This window comes from Aurantiacibacter aquimixticola (genome assembly GCF_003605475.1).
GTDB lineage: Bacteria > Pseudomonadota > Alphaproteobacteria > Sphingomonadales > Sphingomonadaceae > Alteraurantiacibacter > Alteraurantiacibacter aquimixticola_B.
This window is the reverse complement of the sequence record NZ_RAHX01000001.1, coordinates 2,163,634-2,186,669: the sequence shown is the minus strand read 5'-3', so window position 1 is coordinate 2,186,669 and position 23,036 is coordinate 2,163,634. Positions and strand designations below refer to the sequence as shown.

The 23,036-nt window shown below is 65.1% G+C and carries 23 protein-coding genes and 1 tRNA gene; 13 read left to right on the top strand and 11 right to left on the bottom strand.

Translation table 11 applies throughout. The annotated features are described in order from the left end of the window. Positions 1-58: 58 nt before the first annotated feature. From D6201_RS11015 to D6201_RS10985, 7 genes are all read left to right on the top strand, one after another. A complete protein-coding gene (locus D6201_RS11015; protein ID WP_120048823.1) occupies positions 59-556 on the top strand; it encodes a hypothetical protein in 498 nt (165 codons plus the stop codon). Continuing rightward, positions 553-1,155 (top strand): hypothetical protein, encoded by a 603-nt coding sequence (locus tag D6201_RS11010; protein ID WP_120048822.1) that lies wholly within the window; start codon positions 553-555, stop codon positions 1,153-1,155. The genes D6201_RS11015 and D6201_RS11010 overlap by 4 nt, the downstream gene beginning before the upstream one ends. A 23-nt stretch (positions 1,156-1,178) precedes the next feature. Next, complete coding sequence (locus D6201_RS11005; RefSeq protein ID WP_133304004.1) at positions 1,179-2,225, top strand: hypothetical protein; 1,047 nt, start codon at positions 1,179-1,181, stop codon at positions 2,223-2,225. A 150-nt stretch (positions 2,226-2,375) separates the two neighbouring features. Next, positions 2,376-3,101 carry a C39 family peptidase gene (locus tag D6201_RS11000; RefSeq protein WP_133304003.1) on the top strand — a complete coding sequence of 242 codons (726 nt, stop codon included), beginning with the start codon at positions 2,376-2,378 and terminating at the stop codon, positions 3,099-3,101. A gap of 10 nt (positions 3,102-3,111) precedes the next feature. Beyond that, on the top strand, positions 3,112-3,954 hold the full coding sequence (locus tag D6201_RS10995) for a hypothetical protein (RefSeq protein ID WP_120048819.1): 843 nt from the start codon (positions 3,112-3,114) through the stop codon (positions 3,952-3,954). Positions 3,955-3,974: 20 nt separating this feature from the next. After that, on the top strand, positions 3,975-4,565 hold the full coding sequence (locus tag D6201_RS10990) for a peptidoglycan-binding domain-containing protein (protein WP_120048818.1): 591 nt from the start codon (positions 3,975-3,977) through the stop codon (positions 4,563-4,565). 49 nt (positions 4,566-4,614) lie between these two features. Then, positions 4,615-5,970 (top strand): hypothetical protein, encoded by a 1,356-nt coding sequence (locus D6201_RS10985; RefSeq protein WP_133304002.1) that lies wholly within the window; start codon positions 4,615-4,617, stop codon positions 5,968-5,970. A gap of 22 nt (positions 5,971-5,992) precedes the next feature. Here the strand turns inward: D6201_RS10985 and D6201_RS10980 are convergent. After that, a tRNA-Lys gene (locus tag D6201_RS10980) sits at positions 5,993-6,068 on the bottom strand. A 142-nt stretch (positions 6,069-6,210) separates the two neighbouring features. On the opposite strand from D6201_RS10980, the gene D6201_RS10975 reads away from it, so the two are divergent. Continuing rightward, entirely contained in the window at positions 6,211-6,816 is a 606-nt protein-coding gene (locus D6201_RS10975; RefSeq protein WP_133304001.1) for a hypothetical protein, read from the top strand. On the opposite strand, the gene folK is transcribed toward D6201_RS10975, so the two are convergent. Genes folK through D6201_RS10955 form a run of 4 tightly spaced genes read right to left on the bottom strand, consistent with a single transcriptional unit; the run spans position 6,813 to position 9,730 of the window. Next, a complete protein-coding gene (gene folK, locus D6201_RS10970) occupies positions 6,813-7,289 on the bottom strand; it encodes a 2-amino-4-hydroxy-6-hydroxymethyldihydropteridine diphosphokinase (RefSeq protein ID WP_120048815.1) in 477 nt (158 codons plus the stop codon). The genes D6201_RS10975 and folK overlap by 4 nt on opposite strands. Continuing rightward, positions 7,286-8,149, bottom strand: coding sequence for an N-carbamoylputrescine amidase (aguB, locus tag D6201_RS10965; protein WP_120048814.1), 864 nt, complete (start codon positions 8,147-8,149; stop codon positions 7,286-7,288). The genes folK and aguB overlap by 4 nt, the downstream gene beginning before the upstream one ends. A gap of 4 nt (positions 8,150-8,153) precedes the next feature. Further along, positions 8,154-8,921, bottom strand: coding sequence for an SIMPL domain-containing protein (locus D6201_RS10960; protein WP_120048813.1), 768 nt, complete (start codon positions 8,919-8,921; stop codon positions 8,154-8,156). 2 nt (positions 8,922-8,923) lie between these two features. Next, positions 8,924-9,730, bottom strand: coding sequence for a class I SAM-dependent methyltransferase (locus D6201_RS10955; protein ID WP_120048812.1), 807 nt, complete (start codon positions 9,728-9,730; stop codon positions 8,924-8,926). Between the two features lie 102 nt (positions 9,731-9,832). Here D6201_RS10955 and msrA point away from each other — a divergent pair, with 102 nt between their 5' ends. Beyond that, positions 9,833-10,360: a peptide-methionine (S)-S-oxide reductase MsrA gene (msrA, locus tag D6201_RS10950; RefSeq protein WP_120048811.1), complete on the top strand. Its 528-nt coding sequence runs from the start codon at positions 9,833-9,835 to the stop codon at positions 10,358-10,360. 418 nt (positions 10,361-10,778) lie between these two features. On the opposite strand, the gene D6201_RS10945 is transcribed toward msrA, so the two are convergent. Further along, a complete protein-coding gene (locus tag D6201_RS10945) occupies positions 10,779-11,993 on the bottom strand; it encodes an RsmB/NOP family class I SAM-dependent RNA methyltransferase (RefSeq protein WP_120048810.1) in 1,215 nt (404 codons plus the stop codon). 54 nt (positions 11,994-12,047) lie between these two features. On the opposite strand from D6201_RS10945, the gene D6201_RS10940 reads away from it, so the two are divergent. Beyond that, on the top strand, positions 12,048-12,206 hold the full coding sequence (locus D6201_RS10940) for a DUF1674 domain-containing protein (RefSeq protein ID WP_120048809.1): 159 nt from the start codon (positions 12,048-12,050) through the stop codon (positions 12,204-12,206). 20 nt (positions 12,207-12,226) lie between these two features. On the opposite strand, the gene D6201_RS10935 is transcribed toward D6201_RS10940, so the two are convergent. From D6201_RS10935 to D6201_RS10920, 4 genes are read right to left on the bottom strand one after another with little or no spacing between them, the layout of a single operon-like run. Then, a complete protein-coding gene (locus D6201_RS10935; RefSeq protein ID WP_133304000.1) occupies positions 12,227-12,571 on the bottom strand; it encodes a hypothetical protein in 345 nt (114 codons plus the stop codon). Next, entirely contained in the window at positions 12,568-13,590 is a 1,023-nt protein-coding gene (gene hemH / locus D6201_RS10930; protein ID WP_242447522.1) for a ferrochelatase, read from the bottom strand. The genes D6201_RS10935 and hemH overlap by 4 nt, the downstream gene beginning before the upstream one ends. After that, positions 13,587-15,863, bottom strand: coding sequence for a molybdopterin cofactor-binding domain-containing protein (locus tag D6201_RS10925; RefSeq protein ID WP_120048807.1), 2,277 nt, complete (start codon positions 15,861-15,863; stop codon positions 13,587-13,589). Before D6201_RS10925 ends, hemH begins: the two co-directional genes overlap by 4 nt. Further along, positions 15,860-16,816 carry an Mrp/NBP35 family ATP-binding protein gene (locus tag D6201_RS10920; RefSeq protein ID WP_120048806.1) on the bottom strand — a complete coding sequence of 319 codons (957 nt, stop codon included), beginning with the start codon at positions 16,814-16,816 and terminating at the stop codon, positions 15,860-15,862. The genes D6201_RS10925 and D6201_RS10920 overlap by 4 nt, the downstream gene beginning before the upstream one ends. A gap of 135 nt (positions 16,817-16,951) precedes the next feature. On the opposite strand from D6201_RS10920, the gene hflK reads away from it, so the two are divergent. The 3 genes from hflK (at position 16,952) to D6201_RS10905 (ending at position 20,639) form a co-directional block, all read left to right on the top strand. Beyond that, positions 16,952-18,079, top strand: coding sequence for a protease modulator HflK (gene hflK / locus D6201_RS10915; RefSeq protein WP_120048805.1), 1,128 nt, complete (start codon positions 16,952-16,954; stop codon positions 18,077-18,079). 1 nt (position 18,080) lies between these two features. Further along, positions 18,081-18,950: a protease modulator HflC gene (hflC, locus tag D6201_RS10910; RefSeq protein WP_120048804.1), complete on the top strand. Its 870-nt coding sequence runs from the start codon at positions 18,081-18,083 to the stop codon at positions 18,948-18,950. A gap of 123 nt (positions 18,951-19,073) precedes the next feature. Beyond that, positions 19,074-20,639 carry a Do family serine endopeptidase gene (locus D6201_RS10905; protein WP_120048803.1) on the top strand — a complete coding sequence of 522 codons (1,566 nt, stop codon included), beginning with the start codon at positions 19,074-19,076 and terminating at the stop codon, positions 20,637-20,639. A gap of 72 nt (positions 20,640-20,711) precedes the next feature. Here the strand turns inward: D6201_RS10905 and D6201_RS10900 are convergent, their stop codons facing one another. Next, positions 20,712-22,946 (bottom strand): transglycosylase domain-containing protein, encoded by a 2,235-nt coding sequence (locus D6201_RS10900; RefSeq protein WP_422664709.1) that lies wholly within the window; start codon positions 22,944-22,946, stop codon positions 20,712-20,714. Positions 22,947-23,036: the final 90 nt, after the last annotated feature.

Genomic DNA, 23,036 nt, shown 5'->3' with positions numbered 1-23,036 from the left:
AAGAATTTCTTCCGCGCCGGGAATCGGTTCTGGCCGATAGCTTTTTGGGAGAGGTTTAATGCTTGGCAATCACGCCGTCGGTAAGCTCTGCGTTTCGGCCGTATGCGGCCTTGCCGCCATCTACCTCGTCACTCCCGCATGCCCCGCCCTCGCCCAGGAGGAAGGCGTCTGGCCGACCAACCAGGAAGCCCACCCGGGACAGATCGTCTATTCACGTGACGTACCGCGCGGCACGGCCACCCGCCGCATTGCGCAAGGCGAAGCGCACACCGTTGCGCCCGACCAGTCGGCAACGATCGAAGCCGCGCTTGCCCTCGGTCTACAACCGTTGACCGATGTGGAGCAGGCGGGCGTCACGGCGTCGCTTTCCCGCAGTCTGGCGACAGCCGAAACGGCGATCGCGACCGGGCTTTCCGTTATTTCAGGTCCCACGGCGAATGCCGATTTCACCCGCTCCGAAAGCGGGGGGACCAGCGCAGGCGGTATCGTTGCGGGCGCGCTGAGCGTTTTGCCCGGTGCCCTCTCCGTCCTGTCCCGCGTGGGAGGCCCGGAATGATCCGTCTGCGCTTGGCTTCGACCTCTGCTCTGATCGGCTGCGCAATTGCGGCGCCTGTCGCCGCGCAGGACGATCCCGCCGACGCGGTGGTCGTCGCGGAGGGCGATGGCAGCGGCAATAGCGGTCGCGTTGCCATCAACATCGCAGCCGGCGACCGTAACCAGCAGGCGGGCTCTGCCGTCATCGCCATCGGCGACGTCACCGTGATGACTCACAGCCTGCGGCAGGACATGGCTGCAAGCGACGACATCGACCGCGCGACCCGCATCGAGATCGGCGCGGGCGCCTTTTCCAACAATTCCGGCATGACGAGCCTCAACGTCACCGCGGGCAGCCAGAACCAGTCTGCAAACCTGGCAAGCCTGTCCGTTTTCGGGAGCGCATCGCTCTCCGACCAGATGCTGGCGCAATCACGCGCCCCAACAACTCCAGCGGCATCGGCCGCACCATCCGCCGCTCCCGGCAATGACGCCATCGCAATCGACGATGCCGCCTTCGCCGGAAACAGCGGGCTGGTGCAGCTCAATGTCGTCGGAGGCGAGAGGAACTCCTCCGCCAATACCTTCGTGCTGCAGTTTCCGGCCGGGGGCGAACGATGAACCGAAGCAAAGGAGTATGGATGATGAAGAATACACTCATGGCCGCAGTTGCGGTGACGGCACTGGCCGTCTCGGCACCTGCCATGGCACAGGACGACAGCGACCCGGGCAGCCAGGATGGCCAGTCCTCGTTCGAAGTCGATCTGCGCTACGCCAACAACATCGACACCAGCGTGACGACGGACGTCACCTACGAGAAGGACGTTTCGCTTCGCGGCAATGTCCGTCTTCGCGGTGACATCGAAGTCGACAGCTCGGCTGTTGCAGTCACCGATGCCAAGCAATCGCTGCTCGGCGTTGAAGTGAACTATCGCGAAGAGAACGAGCTGAACGGGGAAAACGGCTTCGTTTCAGCGGTCTTCGGACCGGGCGTGAGCGAAGCCGGACAGGATCCGAATGACGGCCTGTTCGATGGCGATGAGCAACCGCGCATTCGCGTCGGTTTCTTCGCTCCGATCATCAACACGATCGACACGTTCGACGTGGATGCCTCGGGCAATGTCGGCGTGAACCTGGCGACGGGTTACTTCAACATGCAGATGAACAGCGCATCGCTTGCGATCTCGGAAGACAGCGCAACGGATGCATCGGGTGGCTGGGCGGAAGCCTCGACCACGTCGCTGCAGTCGATCCTCGGCGTATTCCAGGGTGGTACCCCTGGCGAAGTGCCCGATGAGGACGATCCTGAAGCCGGTGGCGGACACAACAATTTCCGCGACCGCAACACCATTCGTGGTGCGACGGTTTCCGGATCGGGCAATATCGGCGTGAACGCGGCAGCGGGCAGCTTCAACCAGCAGTCCAACCTGATGACGCTGGCTGTCGCCAACAATGCCGATCTGGCGGAGGCCAATGCCGGCCTTGTCCAGAGCATCGCGTTCAGCGGCGTCGAGCAGCAGGACAGCATCAACCGCATCGGCACTCTGTCGGTCAGCGGCGCGTCCGGCAATATCGGCGTGAACATGGCGGCGGGTGCTGGCAATCAGCAGCTGAACTCGCTGACCATCGCTGCCTCGCAGGGCGACGGGATGGGCGATCCCGGCACCGGCGACCCCGGCGACCCTAGCTGAGGACGCCCCCCGGCGGGGACGAGGCGATCGGCAGGGCAATCTGCATGATCGTCTCGCCCCTACCTCCCCGGTCACGCGAACGGCCGGGGAGGTACCCCGCCCCCAATAGGCAAGGGCACCTGCTGCCCGAAGCAAAGAGGCAGACCGATAGTGTCTCAAATATCCAATCTTTCGTCAAAAATGGCCGTGCTGGCAGCGGCGATGACGCTGTCATCCTGCGCGACTGCGCCCGCCGGCCCCACAGACATCTGGCTCGGCCAGCTGACGCCGGGCGCTCCGGTCGTCAGCACGCAACCGCGCAGCTGGATGGAGATGAAGTTCGACGGGCTTGTCCGCCAGCAGGCCGACTTCAGCTGCGGCGCGGCGGTAATGGCGACGATCTTCAACCACGCCTACGGCCATTCGACCAATGAGCACCAGGTGCTCGTGAACATGCTGCGCATCGCCGATCCCGATATCGTTCGCGAACGCGGCTTCTCGCTGCTCGATATGAAGAATTACGCGGCCTCGATCGGTATGGCCGCTGAGGGCTATCGCCTCGATTACGACCAGCTGGCCGAGATCGAGATTCCCGCCATCGTCCTGATCGATGTGCGCGGATACAAGCATTTCGTCATTGCCCGCCGCATTTTCGGTGACCGCATCGCCATTGGCGATCCGGCGCTCGGCAACAGGGTGATGACCCGTCCGCAATTCGAAGAAGCATGGAACGGCATCGCCTTCATCGTGATGGGTGACGGCTACGAGCCGGAGAACTCGCTTCTCGATCCGCCACCCCCGCTTTCCGCAAGCCGACTGCTTGAGGCGACCGCCAGCCTGCCTGCGGCCTCCGCCGCCGAATACGGCTTTGCCCCCGGATACGACTTCACATTCTGAGGAGGATGACATGACGCGCCGAAATTCGAAAACAAGGAGCCTGCTGCTAGCCAGCGCGGCGGCGCTTGCCCTCACGGTACAGCCGCCCGCTGCTCATGCAGAAGACGGCGACCCCTTCGCGGCGCTGACCGGCCTCGGCACGCCAGTGGCGGACGAGGAGCTGGGCGAGATCCGCGGCAAATTCCTGCGCGCGGACTCGATCTCCTTCTTCGGAATTTCGATGGTGACGAGCTGGCAGGACGATAGCGGCATCACGACCGTCGCGCGCCTCGTCTTCAATGTCGATTTTCTCGGCAGCGGGACCGGCGGCGATCCGGTACCGACGCTTGTGGTCGGCTGGATGCGGGATGGCGATCCCGACATGGATGTGACGGGCAGCCACGGCGGCTACACCCCGATCCTTGCAAGTGAGGACGTCCTGCCGATCGGCAGTCTCGGCTCCACCAACGGCGCGGCGCAGGCCAATATCATAGCGGGCGCGAACAATTCCGCGCTGAACGGCATGCGGATCGCGCTGGTGCCCACATCGCAGCTGCCGAACCTGTCCCAGGATGGGCTGCAATCGCTCGATGGCAGCTTCTCTCAGGTGTTTGCCGATGGCGACACATTGGGCTTCCATGTCGGGGCGAACGCGCTTTCGCTCACCATGACTGGCAATTCCGGCAGTGACAGCACGCTACAGAGCATCGGCGGGGATCTTGGCCGCATGCTGCAACAGACGATCCTGAATAGCGACGGGAACGCGGTCTCGAACAATGCCGCGATCATCATCGGCACCGATGCCGCAAACGGCGCTTTCAACTCCGTCCGGGCGACCGAGGCGCTGTCGGTGATGCACGGCCACGGTTTCTAAGCGGAAGAGGTGAAACGACGATGGGAATGCAACTACTCATGGCGCTTGCAGCGCCGTTCGCGATGGGGGCTGCAGAGCCTCAGGAGGAAGGCGCCGGCCAATTCGCGGTCGAGGGTTCCGGCCGACTGACCTGCGAGGCGTTCAACCAGGCCCGCAGCGATCGCGGCTCTGCCGAATATCAGCGGCTGATCGGCTTCGTCGAAGGCTATATGAGCGCGGCCAACCGTTACGAGCCCGACACGTTCGACCTTTCGCCCTGGCACAATGCGGCGGCGTTCGACCTTATCCTGCACAATCATTGCAGCGAGAACCCTGACGACCCCGTCGTCTCCGTGGCGCAGCGCATGGTCGGCGCGTTGAGACCGATCCGCATCGCCGCCTATTCGCCGCTGGTCGAGGTAGGAAGCGGCGAGAACCGCGCCTTCGTCTATCGCACGATACTGGAGCGGGCGCAGGCAGCGCTGCGCCAGCACGGCCTGTATGACGGGCCTACGGACGGCAGCTTCTCACCGGAAATGCGCAATGCATTGCTGGCGTTTCAGCAACGCAGCGAACTCGTCGAAACCGGCGTGCCGGACCCGGCAACGCTCTGGACGCTGCTGAACCCATGACTTGCCAGCACATCCGAACTGCGGATCGCGCCCGAACAGGAGGGATAAGATGAGTGCACATTTCTGGAAAGCCACCCTTTGCACTGGAACGGCGCTCGCATTGGCGCAACCGGTCCACGCGCAGGACGAACAGAGCGAGCTGGAAGCGCTGCGCGCGCAGGTCGCGCAAATGCAGGCGCGCGAAGCGGCCTATGAGGAGCGGTTGCAGCAATTGGAGGAACGGCTGCTGCGCATCGAGGCGGAGCCGATCTCCGCAGAAGAAGCGCTCACAATTCGCGGGCGCTACGTGCCGGACGCCAGCAATCCGATGACAAACTTGCCCGAGCTCGACGGTTTTCGCACCGCCGCGCCCACGCGCAGCCCGAATGATGCGGAGTTTATCTTCCCGTGGCAGGATCCCGCCCCTCCGCTCGGCGCACCGCAGGATGACGAACCGGTGCAACGAGAACCCGATGCGAGCGTCGCGGTGGAGGACATCGTGCAGCAGCAGCAGGGTCTTCAACGCAGCCGCTTCGGCGCGGATCTGTCCTTCGGCTACACGCATTTCGGCGATGCCCGCATCAATCTCGACGGCTTCCTCGCGCTCGATGCGATCTTCCTCGGCACGATCAGCATCGACGAGGTGGACTCCGATATCTTCACCTCCGATCTCACCATGCGATACAGCGCGACGGACGATCTGTTCTTTGATGCAAGTCTGCCCTTTCTCTACCGGACGACTGCCTTCCGCAGCGGCGGCGCGGGCGGCGCGGCGAACGAGCCGGTGGAGGCCACCATAGACGAATGGGGGCTGGGCGATGTCAGCTTCGGAGCGAGCTACCAGCTGCTGCGCGAAACGGCTCGCCGGCCCAATCTCGTAGTGAGCAGCCGCCTCAAATTCCCCACCGGGCAAGAGCCTTTCGGAATCGACTTCATCGAAGTCGAGGGAAGCGAGGGCAATCTCCAGGTGCCCGAGCAGCTGGCCACCGGAAGCGGTGTCTACGGCGCGTCGATAGGTCTTTCGGCTCTCAAGACGCTCGACCCGATGGTGGTCTTCGGCAGCGTCAACTACTTCCGCAACTTCGAACGCAACTTCGGCGATATCGACGAGAATCCGGGCGACCAGCCGGGGCGGGTGGATGTGGGCGATGCCTTTCAGTTCGGTGCAGGGCTGGCCTTCGCGCTGAACGACAAGTCGAGCATCTCCATGTCCTATTCGCAGCGCCTTGTCGGGCAGTCGAGGGTGCGGTTGGAGGGCCAGGATTGGCAGCGCATCATCGGCAGCGACGCCAATGTAGCGCTTGTCAATCTCGGCGCCACTTTCGGCCTGAGCGACAGGCTGTCGCTCGTCACCACGGTCGGCATCGGCCTGACCGACGACAGTCCGGACATGACCGTGGGCGTTCGCCTGCCATTCCGGTTCTGACCGGTCGAGGGTTGGAAGAAGGTGGTGAGCCCTGCTGGGTTCGAACCAGCGACCTACTGATTAAAAGTCAGTTGCTCTACCGACTGAGCTAAGGGCCCATCCACCGGGCGCTCACCTAGGGGGAGCGCGATGGCCGGTCAAGCGCACTTCCACGCGCTTGATCGGCCGGACATTCGGTGGCAGTTCAATGGGATTCCTGATAACGTTATCAGGATTCGAGTTTGCACGGGGAGGATCGCCTTGCTTCGTTTTGCCCTTTTGCCTGTCTGTCTGCTTGCCGCCACGCCCGCCACCGCGCAGGACGCCGCTTCCGTGGAGCCGCGGAATACGCCTGGCCTCCCTGCCGAGCTGCGGCCCATCGACGATATGCTCACTGGCGGATTGCTCAACGATCCGACTGACCTGAACTGGACGACATACGGCGCTTCTTTCAGCCGAGAGCTGATCGTGGACGAAAGCTACCCCGGCGGCGGTGCAGCCCTGCGCGTGATAAATTCTCGGCCAGGCGAGGCGTATGCCGGCGGGCTCAATATCCCGCTGCTAGCGCGCACCGACGCCGGCGACACGCTGACGGTCGGTTTCTTCGCGCGCACAATCGAAAGCGCGGCGGAAGACGGCAAAGGCCGGGTCTTCGTGCGGTTTCAGCAGAACCGAGAGCCCTATCCCGGATTTGGAGACACGACGCTGCAAATCGGACCCGAGTGGAATTTCTACGAGGTTACTACCCGCGCCGAGCGATCGCTGCGTGACGAGGGCATCGTCGCGCTCCAATTCGGGAGCGAGCGGCAGACGGTCGAAATCGGCCAGGCCATCGTCGTGAGCGGGACCGCTTCGGTTCTCGACTAACGCCGCGCGGCCAATTGGCGCAATGTGCGCCCCGTCACCGGATCGCGCCAGCCTGGAGCGATCTGCGCGGCGGGATGGAGAACGAAATCCCGTTCCCGAAAAAGCGGATGCGGTATCTGCAGGTCGGGCGAGCTGTATGCGCCTCCGTCCCACAGGATGATGTCGAGATCGAGCACGCGCGCACGCCAAGGCTGCCCGCGTCGCACCCTGCCGGCGGAACTCTCGATATCCTGCAACAGGCGCAGCAGGCGCTCCGGTTCAAGATCGGTCTTCACCCTGACGACGGCATTGGCATAAGCGCGCCGAGATGGGCCAACGGGCCGGCTATCGACGATCGAAGACGCCGCTTCGAAATACAGACCCGCATCCTCCAGCGCTGCGATTGTAAAGCGCACGACGGCGCGCGGATTGCCGACCTTCGGGTGCCGCACATTGCTGCCAATGGCGATCAGGTAGTGATGGGTTTCGCTCAAATGTCCTCGGCGATGCGGCCGTAAAGCTGCGGGCGGCGATCGCGGAAGAAACCCCAGCTGGCGCGGTGCTCGCGCGCAGCATCGAGGTCCAGCTCGGCGACGAGCACGCCCGTTTCCTCCGCGCCGAATTGCTTCAGATAATCGCCCCATTCGTCGCAGATGAAGGAGTGACCGTAGAAAGTCGTGCCGTCCGCTTCGCCGCCTTCATGGCCAATGCGGTTGGCTGCGACAACCGGCATGCAATTGCTCACCGCATGGCCGATCATCGCGCGACGCCACATGCGGCTGGTGTCCATCTCAGCATCCTTGGGCTCGCTGCCGATGGCGGTGGGATAGAACAGCACCTGCGCGCCCTTCAGCGCCATCACGCGCGCGCATTCGGGATACCACTGGTCCCAGCAGATGCCGACGCCAATACGGGCACCGAAGACGTCCCAAACCTTGAATCCGTCATTGCCGGGGCGGAAGTAGAACTTTTCCTCATAACCCGGCCCATCGGGAATGTGGCTCTTGCGATACGTGCCCATTATCTCGCCGCCGGGTCCGATCATGGCGAGGGTGTTGTAATAGTGATGCCCGTCCCGCTCGAAGAAGCTCGTCGGGATGGCCACGCCCAGCTTCGCTGCCAGTTTCTGCATCGCGATCACGGAGGGATGTTCGGCAGTTGGGCGAGCGAGGGCGAAGAAGGCGTCCTTTTCCTCGCGGCAGAAGTACGGACCGCTGAACAGTTCCGGAGGCAGCACGATTTGCGCACCTCGTTGTGCGGCTTCTTCCACCAGAGCGGCGACGGCGGCAATGTTATCGCCCTCGTCCTCGCGCCCGAGTTCGAGCTGGAGAGCCGCGACTTTCAGCACCGTCATCGCCTCAGCGCTCCACCAGCGCGAAATCGACCTGCACGGTCACGCTGCTGGTTGTCTGGCCCGGCATGATCGTCGCCCCGCCTTCCTCGGGCATTGCCGTGCGCGCCAGCGGCGGCGGAGCGACGGGGGGAGGTGGCGAAGCAGATTGCACGGCGACCTCGCTGATTTGCTGCGCGCCCTGGAAGTAGCGATTGCCTTGAGAGCCGCCTGCATCGCGAATGTAGAGGACGCGCGATATCTCCATGTCCGCGGCCTCCGCATAGGCTTCCGCCCGAGCTCGCGCATTGGCGTAGGCGTCCGCATAGGCGGTGTTGGCAGCGGCTTCGGGATCGGAGAGACGCAGGTCTGGCCCGCTCACGATGTTGGCGCCGACACCCGTGGCGGCGGCCACGGCGGCACCCGCCTGATCGACATCGCGCACCCGCACGCTCAGCGTGTTCGACGCCTGAAACTGGCCGCGCCTGTCGCCATAGTCGATGCGCTGGACGCTGACCGTGCTGGTCTGGATGTCCTCCTCCGCCACGCCCAGTTCTGTAAGGGCGGCGACGATCTCGGCGATATCCTCGCGCGTTTCCTGGGATGCCGCTTCGGCATTGCCCGCCCAGTTCTGCACGCCCGCGGTGAAGCGCGCCTCGTCGGGCCTCATGTCGGCTTCCCCTGTGGCGCTGACCGAGAGCAGCGTTTCCGCCTTCTCGACCCCGCGCGGATCGTAGACGGTGTCGCCACAAGCGCTCAGCGCAAGCGGCAGGGTCAGCAGCAATGCCGCGCGCATCGTCAGTCGCGCTTCCTGAAGAGCAGCGTCATGCGGTCGCTTTCGCCGATGGCCATGTACCGCTCGCGATCTTCATCGCCCAGGCGCAGCACGGGGGGCAGGGTCCAGACACCGCCTTCATAGTCCGCCGTGTCGTTCGGATTGGCATTGATCTCGCTCGCCGCGGCCAGCTCGAAGCCGTTGAGTTCGAACAGACGGATGACGTCGGACTGGCGCAGGTAGCCGCGCGAGCCATTGCTGTCTTCATAGCTGGCGGTTTCGGGCGCGCGGTGCTGGACGACGCCGACCATGCCATCGTCGGCCAGCAGGGTTCGGATGGCGCGTAGCTCGCTATCCGCAAGGTTGCCATTCAGCAGGCCGTGGATCGAGCGGAAGATCAGCACGCGGTCCACCGTGCCGGCCACATCCTCGGGGATCGCGTCGCTCTCGATCGCGGTGACGTAGCCGTCATCGGCCAGGCCCGCTTCGACCACAGCAGAGATGAAGCGCTGCGGCCAGGTCGTGCCGTCCTCGCGCGGGTCGCTCGGGCGCTGGAAGGCGATATACTTGCCATGCGGCGAGATCCACGGAGCCAGCACGCGCGTGTACCAGCCGCCGCCGGGGCCGTATTCCGCCACGGCCATCTCCGGTTCGACCTGGAAGAAGGCAAGCGTTTCGGCAGGATGGCGATACTGGTCGCGCGCGCGGTCCTCGTCGCGGTGATCCATCGCCAGCACTTCGGCGAGATCGGGATGCTCCTCGTGGCTGTGAGCAGCGGCAGGCGCGGCCAGCGCGATGGCGGCGGCGGCAAGGATGGGGGCGAAACGCATGTGCAATCTCCGGGATGGTGTCTGCGCATAGCTCCTACAGACCATTGCCGGGATGACAAGCGCCGCCATAGCCCCCATCTGGCAGGCGAAGGAGACGAGTTGATGAGCGAGACGGTTATCGTTGCGGGCGGGTGCTTCTGGTGCACCGAGGCGGTGTTCAAGGACGTGATCGGCGTCGAGAGCGTGGAGAGCGGCTATATCGGCGGCGACGTGCCGCACCCGACATACAAGGCGGTGTGCACCGGCACGACCGGCCATGCCGAAGGCGTGAAGGTGACATTCGACCCCGACACCGTGACGCTTCCCGAGATCTACGACATGTTCCTGGGCACGCATGACCCGACCCAGCTAAACCGGCAGGGCGGCGATGTCGGCACCCAGTATCGCAGCGCCATCTTCCCGCTTTCCGACGAACAGCGCGAGGAGGCCGAAGCCGCCATCGCCCGCTGGAACGAGGGCCATGACGGCGAAGCGGTGACCACGATCGAGAGCGGCGAGTGGTATCCGGCCGAGGACTACCACCAGGAGTACTGGGAAGGCGAAGGCCAGCGGAACCCCTATTGCATGGCGGTGATCCCGCCCAAGCTGATGAAGCTGCGCAAGAGCTTCGCCGACAAGGTGAAGGCGTAACCTCTGTCGCTCGCGTCTCCGCGCGAGCGTCCTCAACGCTGTTCCCTTCGCTACGCTCAGGGGCGTCTGCGGGCGGGCATTTGCCCTTGCCCTCGGCGTACCGCCGAGCGAGCAGCTCGCATAGGGGTGTGACAAGTGGCACAGTGTCCAGGAGCAAAAACCGCGATCTGTGACCATTTGCGGCAAAAACTGTGACCTTGCGCCGCAAAGTGTGTCCGTTGCCGCGAGAAGTGTGACCCTTGCTTCGCGATCCGTGACTTTTCCGGCACCGGATTGTCACCTTGCGCGGCACCGAAGTGTCACTCTTCGCGCGGCGAATTGATACCTTTTCGTGGAGATGTGTCCGGTCGGCCATGCGCCGGAAAGCAGCACGACCCGAACGCTGTAGGAAAGCGCGAATTTGCGTCGCCGGCCCAGCCTATGCCGTCCACCGCGCGACGAAAAACCCGTCCATTCCGCCCGCCTCGGCCAGCATGCCGGGATCGGTGCGGACCCACCCCTCGGGCGTGGGTTCGAGGCCATCTGGTAACTCTTCCTTCATTGCTGGAGCAGGCTTGAGGTCGCAGGCTTCGGCCACGTTTTCGCCCTCTTCTCGCTCCAGCGAACAGACTACGTAAACAAGGGTACCACCGGGCTTCAGCCAGTTGGCGGCGCGGGCCAGAAGCTGTCTCTGCAAGTCCGCCATCGCTTCGATCTGGCGCTCCCCGATGCGGTGGAGCACATCGGGATTGCGGCGGCAGGTGCCGGTCGCGGTGCAGGGCGCGTCCAGCAGGATGGCGTCGTACAATTCGTCGGGATGCCAGCCCATTGCGTCGGCTTCCACGATCTCTGCCGCGAAACCGGTGCGCGCGAGGTTCTGCTCCAGCCGCGTTAGCCGGCGAGAGGAATTGTCGAGCGACGTCACCTGCCAGCCCTGGCTCGCCAGTTGCAGCGTCTTGCCGCCCGGCGCGGCGCACAGGTCCAGCACGCGCCGTCCCTTTCCTTCCCCCAGCAGCCGCGCGGGGATCGATGCCGCAATATCCTGCACCCACCACGCGCCGTCCTCGAAACCGGGCAGCGTCTCCACCGTCGCGCCGCGCGGCAGGCGGATATGTCTCGGCGCAAGGCTGGTGCCGTCCGGTGCGGTGGCATCTTCGGTGCGCAATGTCAGGTCGAGCGGCGGCGGCTCGGCCAGTGCCGCCGCGATCGGCCCAGCCCGCTCGTCCCAGCGCGCCGCAACCGCATCCGGCAAGGTCGGCGCGTCGGGAAGTTTCACATCCTGCCGGGTGAGCGCGGCGAAGACGCCATGCGCCAGCCGCTTCGGTCCACCGGTGAGCAGCGGCAGCGCGGTCGCCACCACCGCATGGGGCGGCGTGTCCAGTCGCAGCCAGCCCGCCAGCATCAGCCGCAGCACCATGCGCGCCTTGGCATCCGCAGGGAGATTGGTCTTGGTGGCGCTGTCCACCAGCGCGTCGAGATCGACCAGCCAGCGCAGCACTTCGCTCGCCAGCGCGCGGGCCAGCGCCCGGTCAGCCGGATGCGGCAAGCCATTGGCCGCGCCGCCCGCCTGCTCCAGCGTCTCGCCCCGGCGCAGCACCGCATCGAGCATCTTGAGCGCAGCACGGCGCGCGGGCATTCCGGGTATGTCGGCCATGGGCGGGCCTTAGGACCAGTTGCGAAGCTGCGCCAGTGCGCCCATCTTCATGCCATGACAAAGCGTGCGACCAAACGACCAGAGGGCTTCGAAAAGCCCGCCCATTGGAGCAACGACCCGCCGCCCGAACCGGCGAAGGGCGAAGTCGACGAAGTGCTAAGCCCCACCCGCTACGGTGACTGGGTGCACAAGGGCATCGCCATCGATTTTTGACGGCTCGGAAACCGAAGGCCTCACACTTTGACGGGTTTCAACAGCGCCACGAAGGCAACACTTCCGAAGCAGACTGTCAGCATTACGGCCTCGAAAACTGGCTTCAGCAATGTCGCTCCGACAGCCAGCATTGCAATCGAGCCGATGACGCAAAAGGCAACAGGATGCCGCTCGACATCGACGTGCATAAGAAAGGCAAACGCCAAGGCAATCGCGACGAACGGTATTGAGAACAGTCCTGCAAACGCGACGTAAAAGGCGACACTTTCCAGTCTCCCTTCGATAACTCCCATAATCGCCGCCATGCCAATGATACCGATAACATGCGCAAGTATGAGGTTGAGGGTAATGCGGCTACGGCTCAAACCCACCCCCTCAATTCACGCCGCACCATCTCTTCCAGCATCGCCATTCCCGGCTCGCGGGCGTTGAGGCATTCTAGCACGGCGAATTGCTCACCACCCGCTTCGGTAAACTGCTCGCGGCCCTGGATCACGAGCTCTTCCAGCGTTTCGAGGCAATCTGCCGAGAAGCCCGGCGCAGCGACGGCAAGGCGCTTCGTGCCCGCTTTTGCCTCGGCTTCCAGCGTGTCGTCGGTCGCGGGTTCGAGCCATTTGGCGGGGCCGAAGCGGCTCTGGAACGTGGTCACCAGACGCATGCCGGGGCGCTGCAATTTTTCGCCCACCAGCCGCGCGGTCTTGCTGCAATGGCAGTGATAGGGATCGCCCAGCTCCAGCGTGCGCTGCGGCATGCCGTGAAAGCTCAGCAGCAGCACCTCCGGCTCGAAAGCCAGCGCGTCGAGCTGCGCCGAAAGATCGGCGGCGAGCGTTTCTATATAGGCGGGATCGTCGTGATAGGGCGGCAGCGTCCGCATGGCGGGCTGCCAGCGCCGGTCACGTAGCCAGTCATTCGCCTTATCGACCACGGTGGCGGAGGTCGCGCCGCTATATTGCGGATAGAGCGGCGCGAGCAGAATACGGTCGCAGCCTGCGTCCATCATCGCTTCCAGCCGATCGGGGATTGCGGGCGTGCCGTACCGCATCGCCCAGTCGACATGCGCCGCGTCCCCCAGCCGCGCCTGCAATCCCTCCGCCTGCGCCTTGGTGATCGCGGCGAGCGGGGAGCCGTCTTCGGTCCACACTTCGCGATAGGCGGCGGCGCTTTTCTTGGGCCGCGTGTTGAGAATGATCCCACGCAGGATTGGCTGCCAGGCGATGGCCGGAATTTCGACCACGCGCTTGTCCGACAGGAATTCCTTCAGATAACGTCGCACCGGGCCGGTCTCGGGCGCATCGGGCGTGCCGAGATTGACGAGGAGGACGCCGACGCGCCCGCTCTTCACGGGCGGATGGTCGGACGGAAGCTGTTGTTTCTGCCAGGTCACGCAGGCGCCGATAGCAGCGGCAGGCGACGAAGGCGACGGCCCGTTGCACTGAAAAACGCATTGGCGATGGCGGGCGCGACCGCAGGCACCCCGATCTCGCCCGGATCGAAGGGCTCGTTCGTGCTCTCGACCAGTTCGATCACGATCTCCGGCGCATCCGCCAGGGTCGGCAGAGTAAGCGCGCCGAGCCGCTGCACGGTGGGCAGGCCTTCCATATAGCCAGTCGCCCCGCCCAGCGCCTGGCCGAGCGCGAAGATCATGCCGCCTTCGATCTGCTGCAGGGCGATGTCGCGATTGACGACGCGGCCGATATCGACCGCCGCGAACAGCCGCCGCACACGCACGCCGCCCTCCCCCGCGCTTGCTTCGGCCACGCAGGCGATCCGCCCGGTCGCGCCGAGCGCGTCCATGCGGTGACAGGCGAGGCCCTGCCCGCTGCCCTGCGCTCCGCCATCCCAGCCCGCCAACCGTCCGGCGCGCTGCAGCAAATCCACCATCGGTGCATCCTGGCCGAGCATCGCGATACGATAGGACAGAGGCTCGCGCCCATTGCGCAGCGCGACCTCGTCGACGAAGCTTTCGCGGATGAAGCAAGTGTAGCCATGCGCCCCGCCGCGCATACGGGCCGTGGGCAGAGCCAGCGGAACCGGCACGTGCTGCACCGCCATGTCGGGTATGGCGTAACTCTGTGCGAAGCCCTCGACCGCGAAGGGATCGGCCTCATTGCCGACTTCCCCCACCGTCGCCCAGTCGGCCATGTTCTCGAACAGGCGCAGCCCGAATTCGCGCATGGTGGGCGGGCAGGCGATGCGCGCGCGCATGGCGGCGATGGCACCTTCCTGGTTGAGCTCCGCGCCGACGAGCGCGGCGACGGGCGCGCGCGGATAGCTGGCCACATGCTCCTGCCAGCGGGACCACATGAGCTGCACCGGACGACCGACTTCCTGCGCGATCACCGCCGCCTCGATCGCCACCTGATTGTCCAGCCTCCTGTCGAAACTGCCGCCCGCGCCGACTGGGTAGAGCACGACATCGGCAGGCGCGATGCCGACTGCGCGCGCCGCCGCCACTCGGGCGGCTTCGGGCGTCTGTGTCGGCAGCCACATTTCCAGCGTGCCATCGGCAAAGCGCGCGGTTGCTGTCGTCGTCTCCAGCGTCGCATGGAGGGCAGGCGCAATGTCGTAGCGCAGCGCGAAATTCGGATCGTAGTCGACATCGCCCGTGCCGCGGCTCTCGATCGTTTGCGCCGCGCCGCGCCGCACCGCTTCGTCGAGCGCATCGGCGATGGCCGCGCTGTCGACCGGGCGATCTATGGCGAAACGCGGAGCGATCTTGCGCAGCGCTTCTTCCGCAGCCCACCAGTTTTCCGCCACCGCCGCCAGCCAGCGCTTGGAGCGGACCAGCTGGATGATGCCGCGCTGCCCGCTGGCGAGCGAAGCGTCGAAATCGAGCAATTCGGATTTGGCGTGTGGACCGTGGCGGATCGCGGCAAACACCATGTCCGGCAGGCGCACGTCACCGGCGAAGATATGGCTGCCATCGACCTTGCTCGGCAGGTCGAGCCGGGGCCACTCGATCAGCCGCACCTCGGCAGCCTCCGCCGCGATGGCGGGCACGGTGTCGGCAGGCGGATCGGGTCGCAGCGGCGGCGGATCGGGCGGATCGAACGCCGCCGCTTCCAGCGCCAGCTCACCGAAGCTCGCCCGCTCGCCATCGTGATAGATGAAGCCGTTTTCCGCCCGGCACTGCTCCCACGGCACGTCCCAGCGCTCGGCCGCCGCCATGGAAAGCATCGCCCGCGCCGACGCGCCCGCTTCGCGGCAGGCCTGCTCGTAGGCGGCGAGCGTGGTTCCACCCGCGGTGGCGGTGAAGCGATTGTCCTGCGCCCAGCGGCGTAGCAGCAGATCGTCCGGCTCATCCGCCAGCGCGGGAATGAGGGGGCGCCACAGCCTATGCCACTGTGCGGCGAGCGGGATATTGGCGTAGGCTCCGCTGACCGGTGCAGGCTCGACCGCGACCTGCCGCCAGTCCGCGCCCAGCTCCATCGCCACAATCTGCGGCAGCAGCGTCGTAACCCCCTGCCCCATCTCGAGCTGCGGGACGGCGACCGTCACCACACCGTCGCTGGCGATCTTGAGCCAGGCGTCGAAAGCAATTTCGCCCGGTGCAGGCTCGAGCGGTTCTTCGAAGGCGCGCGGCATCAGCGCCCAGGCGATGACGATCCCGCCACCGACTGCGGCACCGGCCAGCAGCCCGCGACGCGATACGTTCACGCGAGCGCCGCCGCCAGCTGCGCGGCGATAGCAGCAAAGGGCTTGCCTGCCGCACCGTCACTCGCGGCTGGCGGCTGCCCGGCATCGCTGGCTTCGCGGATTTCCAGCGACAGCGGCACCCGGCCTAGGAAGGGTATACCGATACGCTCGGCCGCCGCTTGCGCGCCGCCGCTGCCGAACGGATCGCTTTCCTCACCGCAATGCGGACAGACATAGCCCGCCATATTCTCGACCACGCCCAGCACCGGAACGCCTGCCTGTCCGAACAGGTCGATCGCACGGGTGGCGTCGATCAGCGCGAGATCCTGCGGGGTGGAAACGATCACCGCGCCGATCGGCCGGAACTTCTGCAGCATCGTCAGCTGCACGTCGCCGGTGCCCGGCGGCAGATCGATTAGCAGCAGTTCGGTGTCGCCCCAATCGGCATCCATCAGCTGCGCGAGGGCCTGCCCTACCATCGGCCCACGCCAGGCAATGGCCTTGCCGCGTTCCACGAGCTGGCCCATCGAAACGGTCTTTACGCCATGCGGGCTGTCGAAGGGCACGAGCTGCTTGCCTTCCGCGCGCAGCTTTTCATCCGCGCCGCCAAGCAATGTCGGCTGCGAGGGGCCATAGATATCGGCATCGACCACGCCGACCTTGTGACCCGCGCGCGCCAGAGCGACGGCGAGATTGGCGGTGAGCGTAGACTTGCCGACGCCGCCCTTCCCCGAACCCACGGCGACGATGCGGCGCTGCGGCCTGTCCGCCATCAGCGCCACGCGCACCTCGCCCACGCCTTCGACGGCAGACACTGCCGCTTCCAGCTCGCCCTGCACCTGCGCGCCCGCCGCGCGGCCGAGGCCGGCTGCATCCACGACCAGCGTCGCGCGGCCATGCTCCACGCGAATGGCTTTCACCATGTCGGCAAGCTCGGCGGGCAGCGCGGCGCGAACGGCTTTTTCGTCACTCATGGCGGCTGGCCTAGCCTTCCTGGTGCGCGCGGTCAGCACAATTGGCCATAAGACCCCCTGTTTTTTGCGCGGAGGCTACCTATAGAAGAGGGCATGGAACGATTGGGCGGATTTCTGGACAGAATAGGATTGGCGATGGCCGGCAAGCGCAACCCGTGGGGCAAGCCGTCCGGCGGTGGCGGAGACGATGGTGGCAGCGACGGGGGCGACACGCCGCCTTCGGGCGAGGATCCGCCGCGCGGCCCGCGCAATCCGTGGCTGCCGGGCGGCGGCAAGAGCCAGGGCCCGCGTCGCAGCGCCAATATCGAAGATATCTTCAAGAACCGCGGCCCCGAAGGCCCGCGTCGCAGCGGCGGCGGAGGCCCGGGCGGTCCGAATTTCCGGATCCCTCAGCGGCCCGGCGGCAAGAGCTGGTTTCCCGTCGCGATGATGGCAATCGTCGCGGTGTGGATTTTCGCTACATCGGTCCACTTCGTGCAGCCGCGCGAGCAGGGCACCGTCGCATGGCTCGGCGGAAAATATTCGCGCACCATCGATCCCGGTACCGAACTGACGCTGCCGTGGCCGATCCAGACCGTGACGATCCGCGATGTGAGTGAAATCCGGCTGGAACAGATCGGACAAGGCGGCGAAAACCTGATCCTGACAGGAGACCAGAATCTGGTCGATCTGTCCTATCTCGTGCGCTGGAATATCTCCGACCTTGTGCAGTACGAATACGAGCTGCCCGATCCGCCCGAAACGGTGCGCGAAATCGCGGAGTCGGCCATGCGCGAGAGTATCGCCGAAACCAATCTCGACACCGTGCTGTCGGGTGCAGGCCGTGCGCAGGTCGAGGCGCGCGTGCGCCTTCGCATGCAGTCCATTCTCGATGCCTATGGCGCGGGTATTGCCGTGCAGGGTGTCGAAATCGCGCGGACGGAAGCGCCGCAACAGGTGATCGAGGCCTTCAACGATGTGCTCGCCGCCCGTCAGGATGCCGAGCGCGCGCTGAACCAGGCCCGCCGTTACGAACAGCAGCTGCTTGCGTCCGCGCAGGGTAGTGCGGCCGAGTTCAACGAGATCTACTCGCAATATCGCCTCGCGCCCGAAGTGACGCGGCGCAGGCTTTACTACGAAACCATGGAAAGCGTGCTGCGCGGAACGGACAAGACGGTAATCGAGCCCGATGGCGTCACCCCGTATCTCGCGCTGCCCGAAGTCAATCGTCAGTCGAACCGGAGCACAGAGTCGCTGACCGTGACACCGCAGGGAGGCCAGTAAGATGGACACTGTCTGGCAGAACCACAAACTCTCGATCATCGCCGTGGCCGCATTGCTGCTGGCGCTGCTCACCACCGTGGTCATCGTCCCCGAAACGCATCAAGCGGTGAAGATCCGCACGGGTGAGCCCGTCTCGGTCGTCAACCGTTTCGATCCGAACGAGGAGTTCGGCGAAACGGGTGCAGGCCTGACCTGGCGACTGCCGATCGTCGAGCGCATGCAGTTCGTCGACCGCCGCATTCTCGATCTCGATATGGAGAACGAGACGGTGTTGTCGAACGATCAGCAGCGCCTCGAGGTGAACGCCTATGCCCGCTATCGCATTTACGATCCGGTCAAGTTCGTGGAGCGCGTCGGCAATGAAGAGCGGTTGGAAGGGCAGCTCAACCAGATCCTCACCTCTGTGCTGCGGCAGGAGCTTGGCCGACGCACCTTTGCCAGCCTGCTGACGCCCGAACGCGGCAATGCGATGAACAATATTCGCGACCAGCTCGACGAGCAGGCCCGGCAGTATGGTGCGCAGGTGCTCGACGTGCGGATCAAGCGCGCCGATCTGCCGCAGGGCACGCCATTGCAGGCGGCTTTCACCCGGATGGAATCGGAACGGCAGGAAGAGGCCGAGACGATCCGCGCTGGCGGACGCCGCGATGCGCAAATCATCCGCGCCACGGCAGAAGCCGAAGCGGCGGAGATCTATGCCTCGGCATATAACCAGGATCCGGGCTTCTACGATTTCTTCCGCGCGATGCAGAGCTATCGCACCACATTCGGCCCGGCCCAGCAGGGCGAAAATCCGGAAAATGTGGGCAACAGCTCTGTCATCCTGAGCCCCGATAACGACTATCTGCGCCAATTCCGCGGCGGTCGCTGATCGGGGCCGATACGCCCTCGATCGACGACTACAGCTGTCGTTAAAGGGGGGTTCAGCCCGCCTGCGCTGGAAACCTCGCACGTTCCGGGCATTGGATACCCGGATGGTGGAGACGGATTTGACATGAAGGAAACAAAGGACGTGAAAAGCGTGCGCTATTCCTACGGTATTACCTCGGCCCTGCTTGCTGGCGGGGCGGCCATTTCCCTTATCACCGGCGTGCCTGCCGGAGCGCAGGTGGCCCAGAACGATCGGCTGCAAATGCAGGATGTCGTACCGCGCGCAGGGGCGCCAGCCAGCTTCGCCGACCTGACCGAGGCACTGCAGCCGGCGGTCGTCAACATCTCCACCCGCCAGACGGTGACGGTGGAGCAGCGCGCCAACCCGTTCGAAGGCTCCCCGCTGGACCGGTTCTTCAACCGTCGCCGCGCGCCACAGGGCAATGGCCCGGCCACGCGCGAGGCGACGTCGCTGGGCTCCGGCTTCATCGTTTCGGCAGACGGTTATGTGGTGACCAACAATCACGTCGTCGCGCCCGGCGCGCGCGCCACGCTGGAAGAAGTGACTGTCACCCTACCCGATGGCACCGAATATCCCGCCGAACTGATTGGCACCGATCCGCAGAGCGATCTGGCGGTGCTGAAGATTTCCCGCGGCGAACCGTTTCCGTTCGTCCGCTTCGGCGATTCCAATCAGGCGCGGGTGGGCGATTGGGTTATCGCCATCGGCAATCCCTTCGGTCTCGGTGGAACCGTGACGAGCGGCATCGTCTCCGCGCTACAACGCGTGACCGGTCAGGGCGGCGCTTTCGACAGCTACATTCAGACCGACGCGGCGATCAATCGCGGCAATTCGGGCGGCCCGCTATTCGACATGCAAGGCAATGTCATCGGCATCAACAATGCCATCCTGTCCCCTTCGGGCGGCAGTGTCGGCATCGGTCTGGCCATTCCGGCCGAGGATGCGGAGCCCATCGTCAGAGCGCTGATCGCGGGCGAGGAAATCGAACGCGGTTATCTCGGCGTGCAGATCGAGCCGGTGACGGACGATATCGCCGAAGCGCTCGGCATCGCCGAAAATCGCGGCGAACTGGTGCAGCGCGTGCAGCCGGGCGAACCGGCCGAGCGGGCGGGGCTTGCGGCAGGCGACGTGGTGCTCACCGTGAACGACGAGACGATCACCCGCGACAACACGCTTTCGCGCATCGTGGCGAATATCGCGCCGGGCACGAGCGTGCCGGTCACCTTCCTGCGCGATGGCGAGCGTCGCCGCATCGATGTGACCGTCGGCCGCCGTCCGAGCGACGAGGAACTGCGCCAGCAGCAGATGTTCCAGAACGAGGACGATGAAGAGGGCGAAATGGCGCCCGGCGGTGACAGCAGCATGGTGGAAGATGCCCTTGGCATCAGCGCGGTTGCGATCGACCCGACAATCGCCCGCCAGCTGGGCATTTCTTCGGATACGCGCGGTCTCGCCATTACCGGCGTCGATCCTACGTCAGATGCTGCACGTCGCGGCCTTGCACGCCGGGTCGTGATCCTGAGCGCAAATGGCCGTGCGGTGCCGACGCTGGAAGCGCTCGAAAGCGTTATTGCGGAAGCACGCGAAGAGGGGCGTGGCGCGATCCTGCTGCGTGTCCAGCCGCAGCGCGGTCAGGCGCGCTCGATCCCGGTGCGGCTCGACGACTGATAAAGCCGATCAGCGGCTACGAAAAAGCCCGCCCTCCGGACAGCGGAAGGCGGGCTTTTCCATGTCGCCTATCTAGTCGCGCTGTTCGCGGTAGCGATCGTCCACGCGCCGTTGGCGCGGTTCGTCCTGCGGCAGCTCGCGGCCCGTCGCGCGCTCCAGGAAGTCGTCGCTTGCGGCTTGTGGTGGTTCCAGCTGCGGCTGGCGCGTGACGCGCGGCTGCGGCTCGGGCCGCATGGCGGGCCGGTCCCTCTGGGCCGGATCGCGCTGGGTGCCCGGGCGCTCGCCCTCAATGTCGAAATCCTCTTCGGGCGGGCGGCGCGTGCCGCCCGGCTCGACCAGATTGCCCTGCTCGTCGATGTAGTAATAATAATCGTCCTCATCGCCGAGATAGAATTCGTCGTCCGGCTCCAGCTGCCATTCGGGCAGCTTCAGGTCGGTATCGAATTCCTCCACCGGGCGATCGCGCACCGCGTAGCGCATGAAGGCGGCAAAGGCCTGCGCGGGCGCGCTGCCGCCCTGCAGAGCGGAAACGCGCGCATTGTCGTCCCGCCCCATCCACACACCGGTGGTGATGCCGCTGGAAAAGCCCACGAAATAGCCATCGCGATTGGAATTGGTGGTGCCGGTCTTGCCCGCCACCGGGCGACCGATCTGCGCCGCCCGACCGGTGCCGGTCGCCACCGCCGTCTGCAACAGGTCGGTGATCCCGGCGGCGACGTAATCGGGCACGAGGCGATACGCGCGCGCCTGCTTGTGGCGATACAGCTCCTCCCCATCGACGGTGGTGACGCGCATGATGCCGTAAGGCTCGACCGACTCTCCTCCCGCCGAGACCGCGGCATAAGCGCGCGTCATATCGAGCAGGCGGACCTCGTTCGATCCCAACGTCATGGACGGCACGGTGCTGATAGACGTGGTGACGCCGAAGCGCCGCGCCATGCTGGCGACATTCGAGAAACCCACCTCGTTACCAAGCTGCGCGGCAACCGAATTCTTGGAATAGGCAAAGGCGGTACGCAGATCGATATCGCCGGCATAGCTTCCGCCCGAATTGCGCGGGCTCCAGCCATTGATCTCGACCGGCACGTCCTTCACCATCGTGTCCGGATTGTAGCCGGCCTCCAGTGCGGAGAGATAGACGAACAGCTTGAAGGCCGAGCCGGGCTGGCGCATCGCGTCGGTTGCCCGGTTGTAATTGCTGGTGACGTAATCCGTGCCGCCCACCAGGGCGAGGATCGCCCCGTCGCGGTCCATGCTCACCAGCGCACCTTGCGCGCCGCTGGGCGCGTTGGACTGCACCGCAGCAGTAGCCGCGCGCTGCATGCCGACGTCGAGCGTGGTCCACACCTCGATCGGCTCGAACGTGCCGCTGGGCAGCAGCAGATCCAGCTGCGGCAACACCCAGTCGGTGAAATAGCGGATCGAGTTCTGCCCCTCGGTCTCCCGCAGATTGACCGCCTCGACATCGACCTGCCGGGCCACCGCAGGATCGAGATCGCCATATTTGACCATCTGCGCGATGACGACATTGGCGCGGCCGACCGCAGCCTCGACATCGGCGGTGGGGGCATAGCGGCTGGGCGCCTTGACCAGCCCGGCGATGATCGCCGCCTCTTCCAGGGAAAGGTCGCGCGCCGAGTGGCTGAAGAAACGGCGGCTGGCGCTGTCGATGCCGTAGGCACCGCCGCCGAAATACACCTTGTTGAGATACAGTTCGAGGATCTCGTCCTTGGTGAAATTGTATTCGAGCGCCATCGCCAGCACGGCCTCGCGCATCTTGCGGTCGATCGTGCGGTTGGAATTGAGGAAGATGTTGCGCGCGAGCTGCTGCGATATGGTGGAAGTCGCGCTGACCCGCCGGTCTTCCATCGTGGCGTTGTAGACGGCGCGCGCCAGGCCCATCGGATCGACGCCGAGATGCGAATAGAAGCGGTGGTCTTCCACAGAAACCATCGCATCCTTCATGACCTGCGGAATTTCATCGGCGTCGAGCCACTGGCCGTAACTCGGGCCCAGCTCGACGATCTCCGAACCGTCGCGCGCGCGCACCAGGATCGTCTGGCCGACCTGGCTCTGCTTGAGCGAGGCGAAGGACGGCATGGATTGTGCCGCGAAGTACACGGAAGTGAACAGGCCGAGCGCGCCGAGCAGGACGGCCACGATGCCGAACACCACCAGCCGCTTCGTCCAGCGCCAGAGGCCAGCCTTCCATCCGCGCTGGCCTGCATCCTGCTCACGCATCTTGGCGGCAGCCTTGCGCGAGCGATATCCTCTTTTCTGGGAGCCCGAGCCCCGGCGTCTCGCCATCAGACTTCACATTCCTGTTTCGCGGCGCCCAAGCGCCTGAGCGATCCGATCAGCACAAAACGTGCATAGGACAAGCGTAATCCAGCGTGA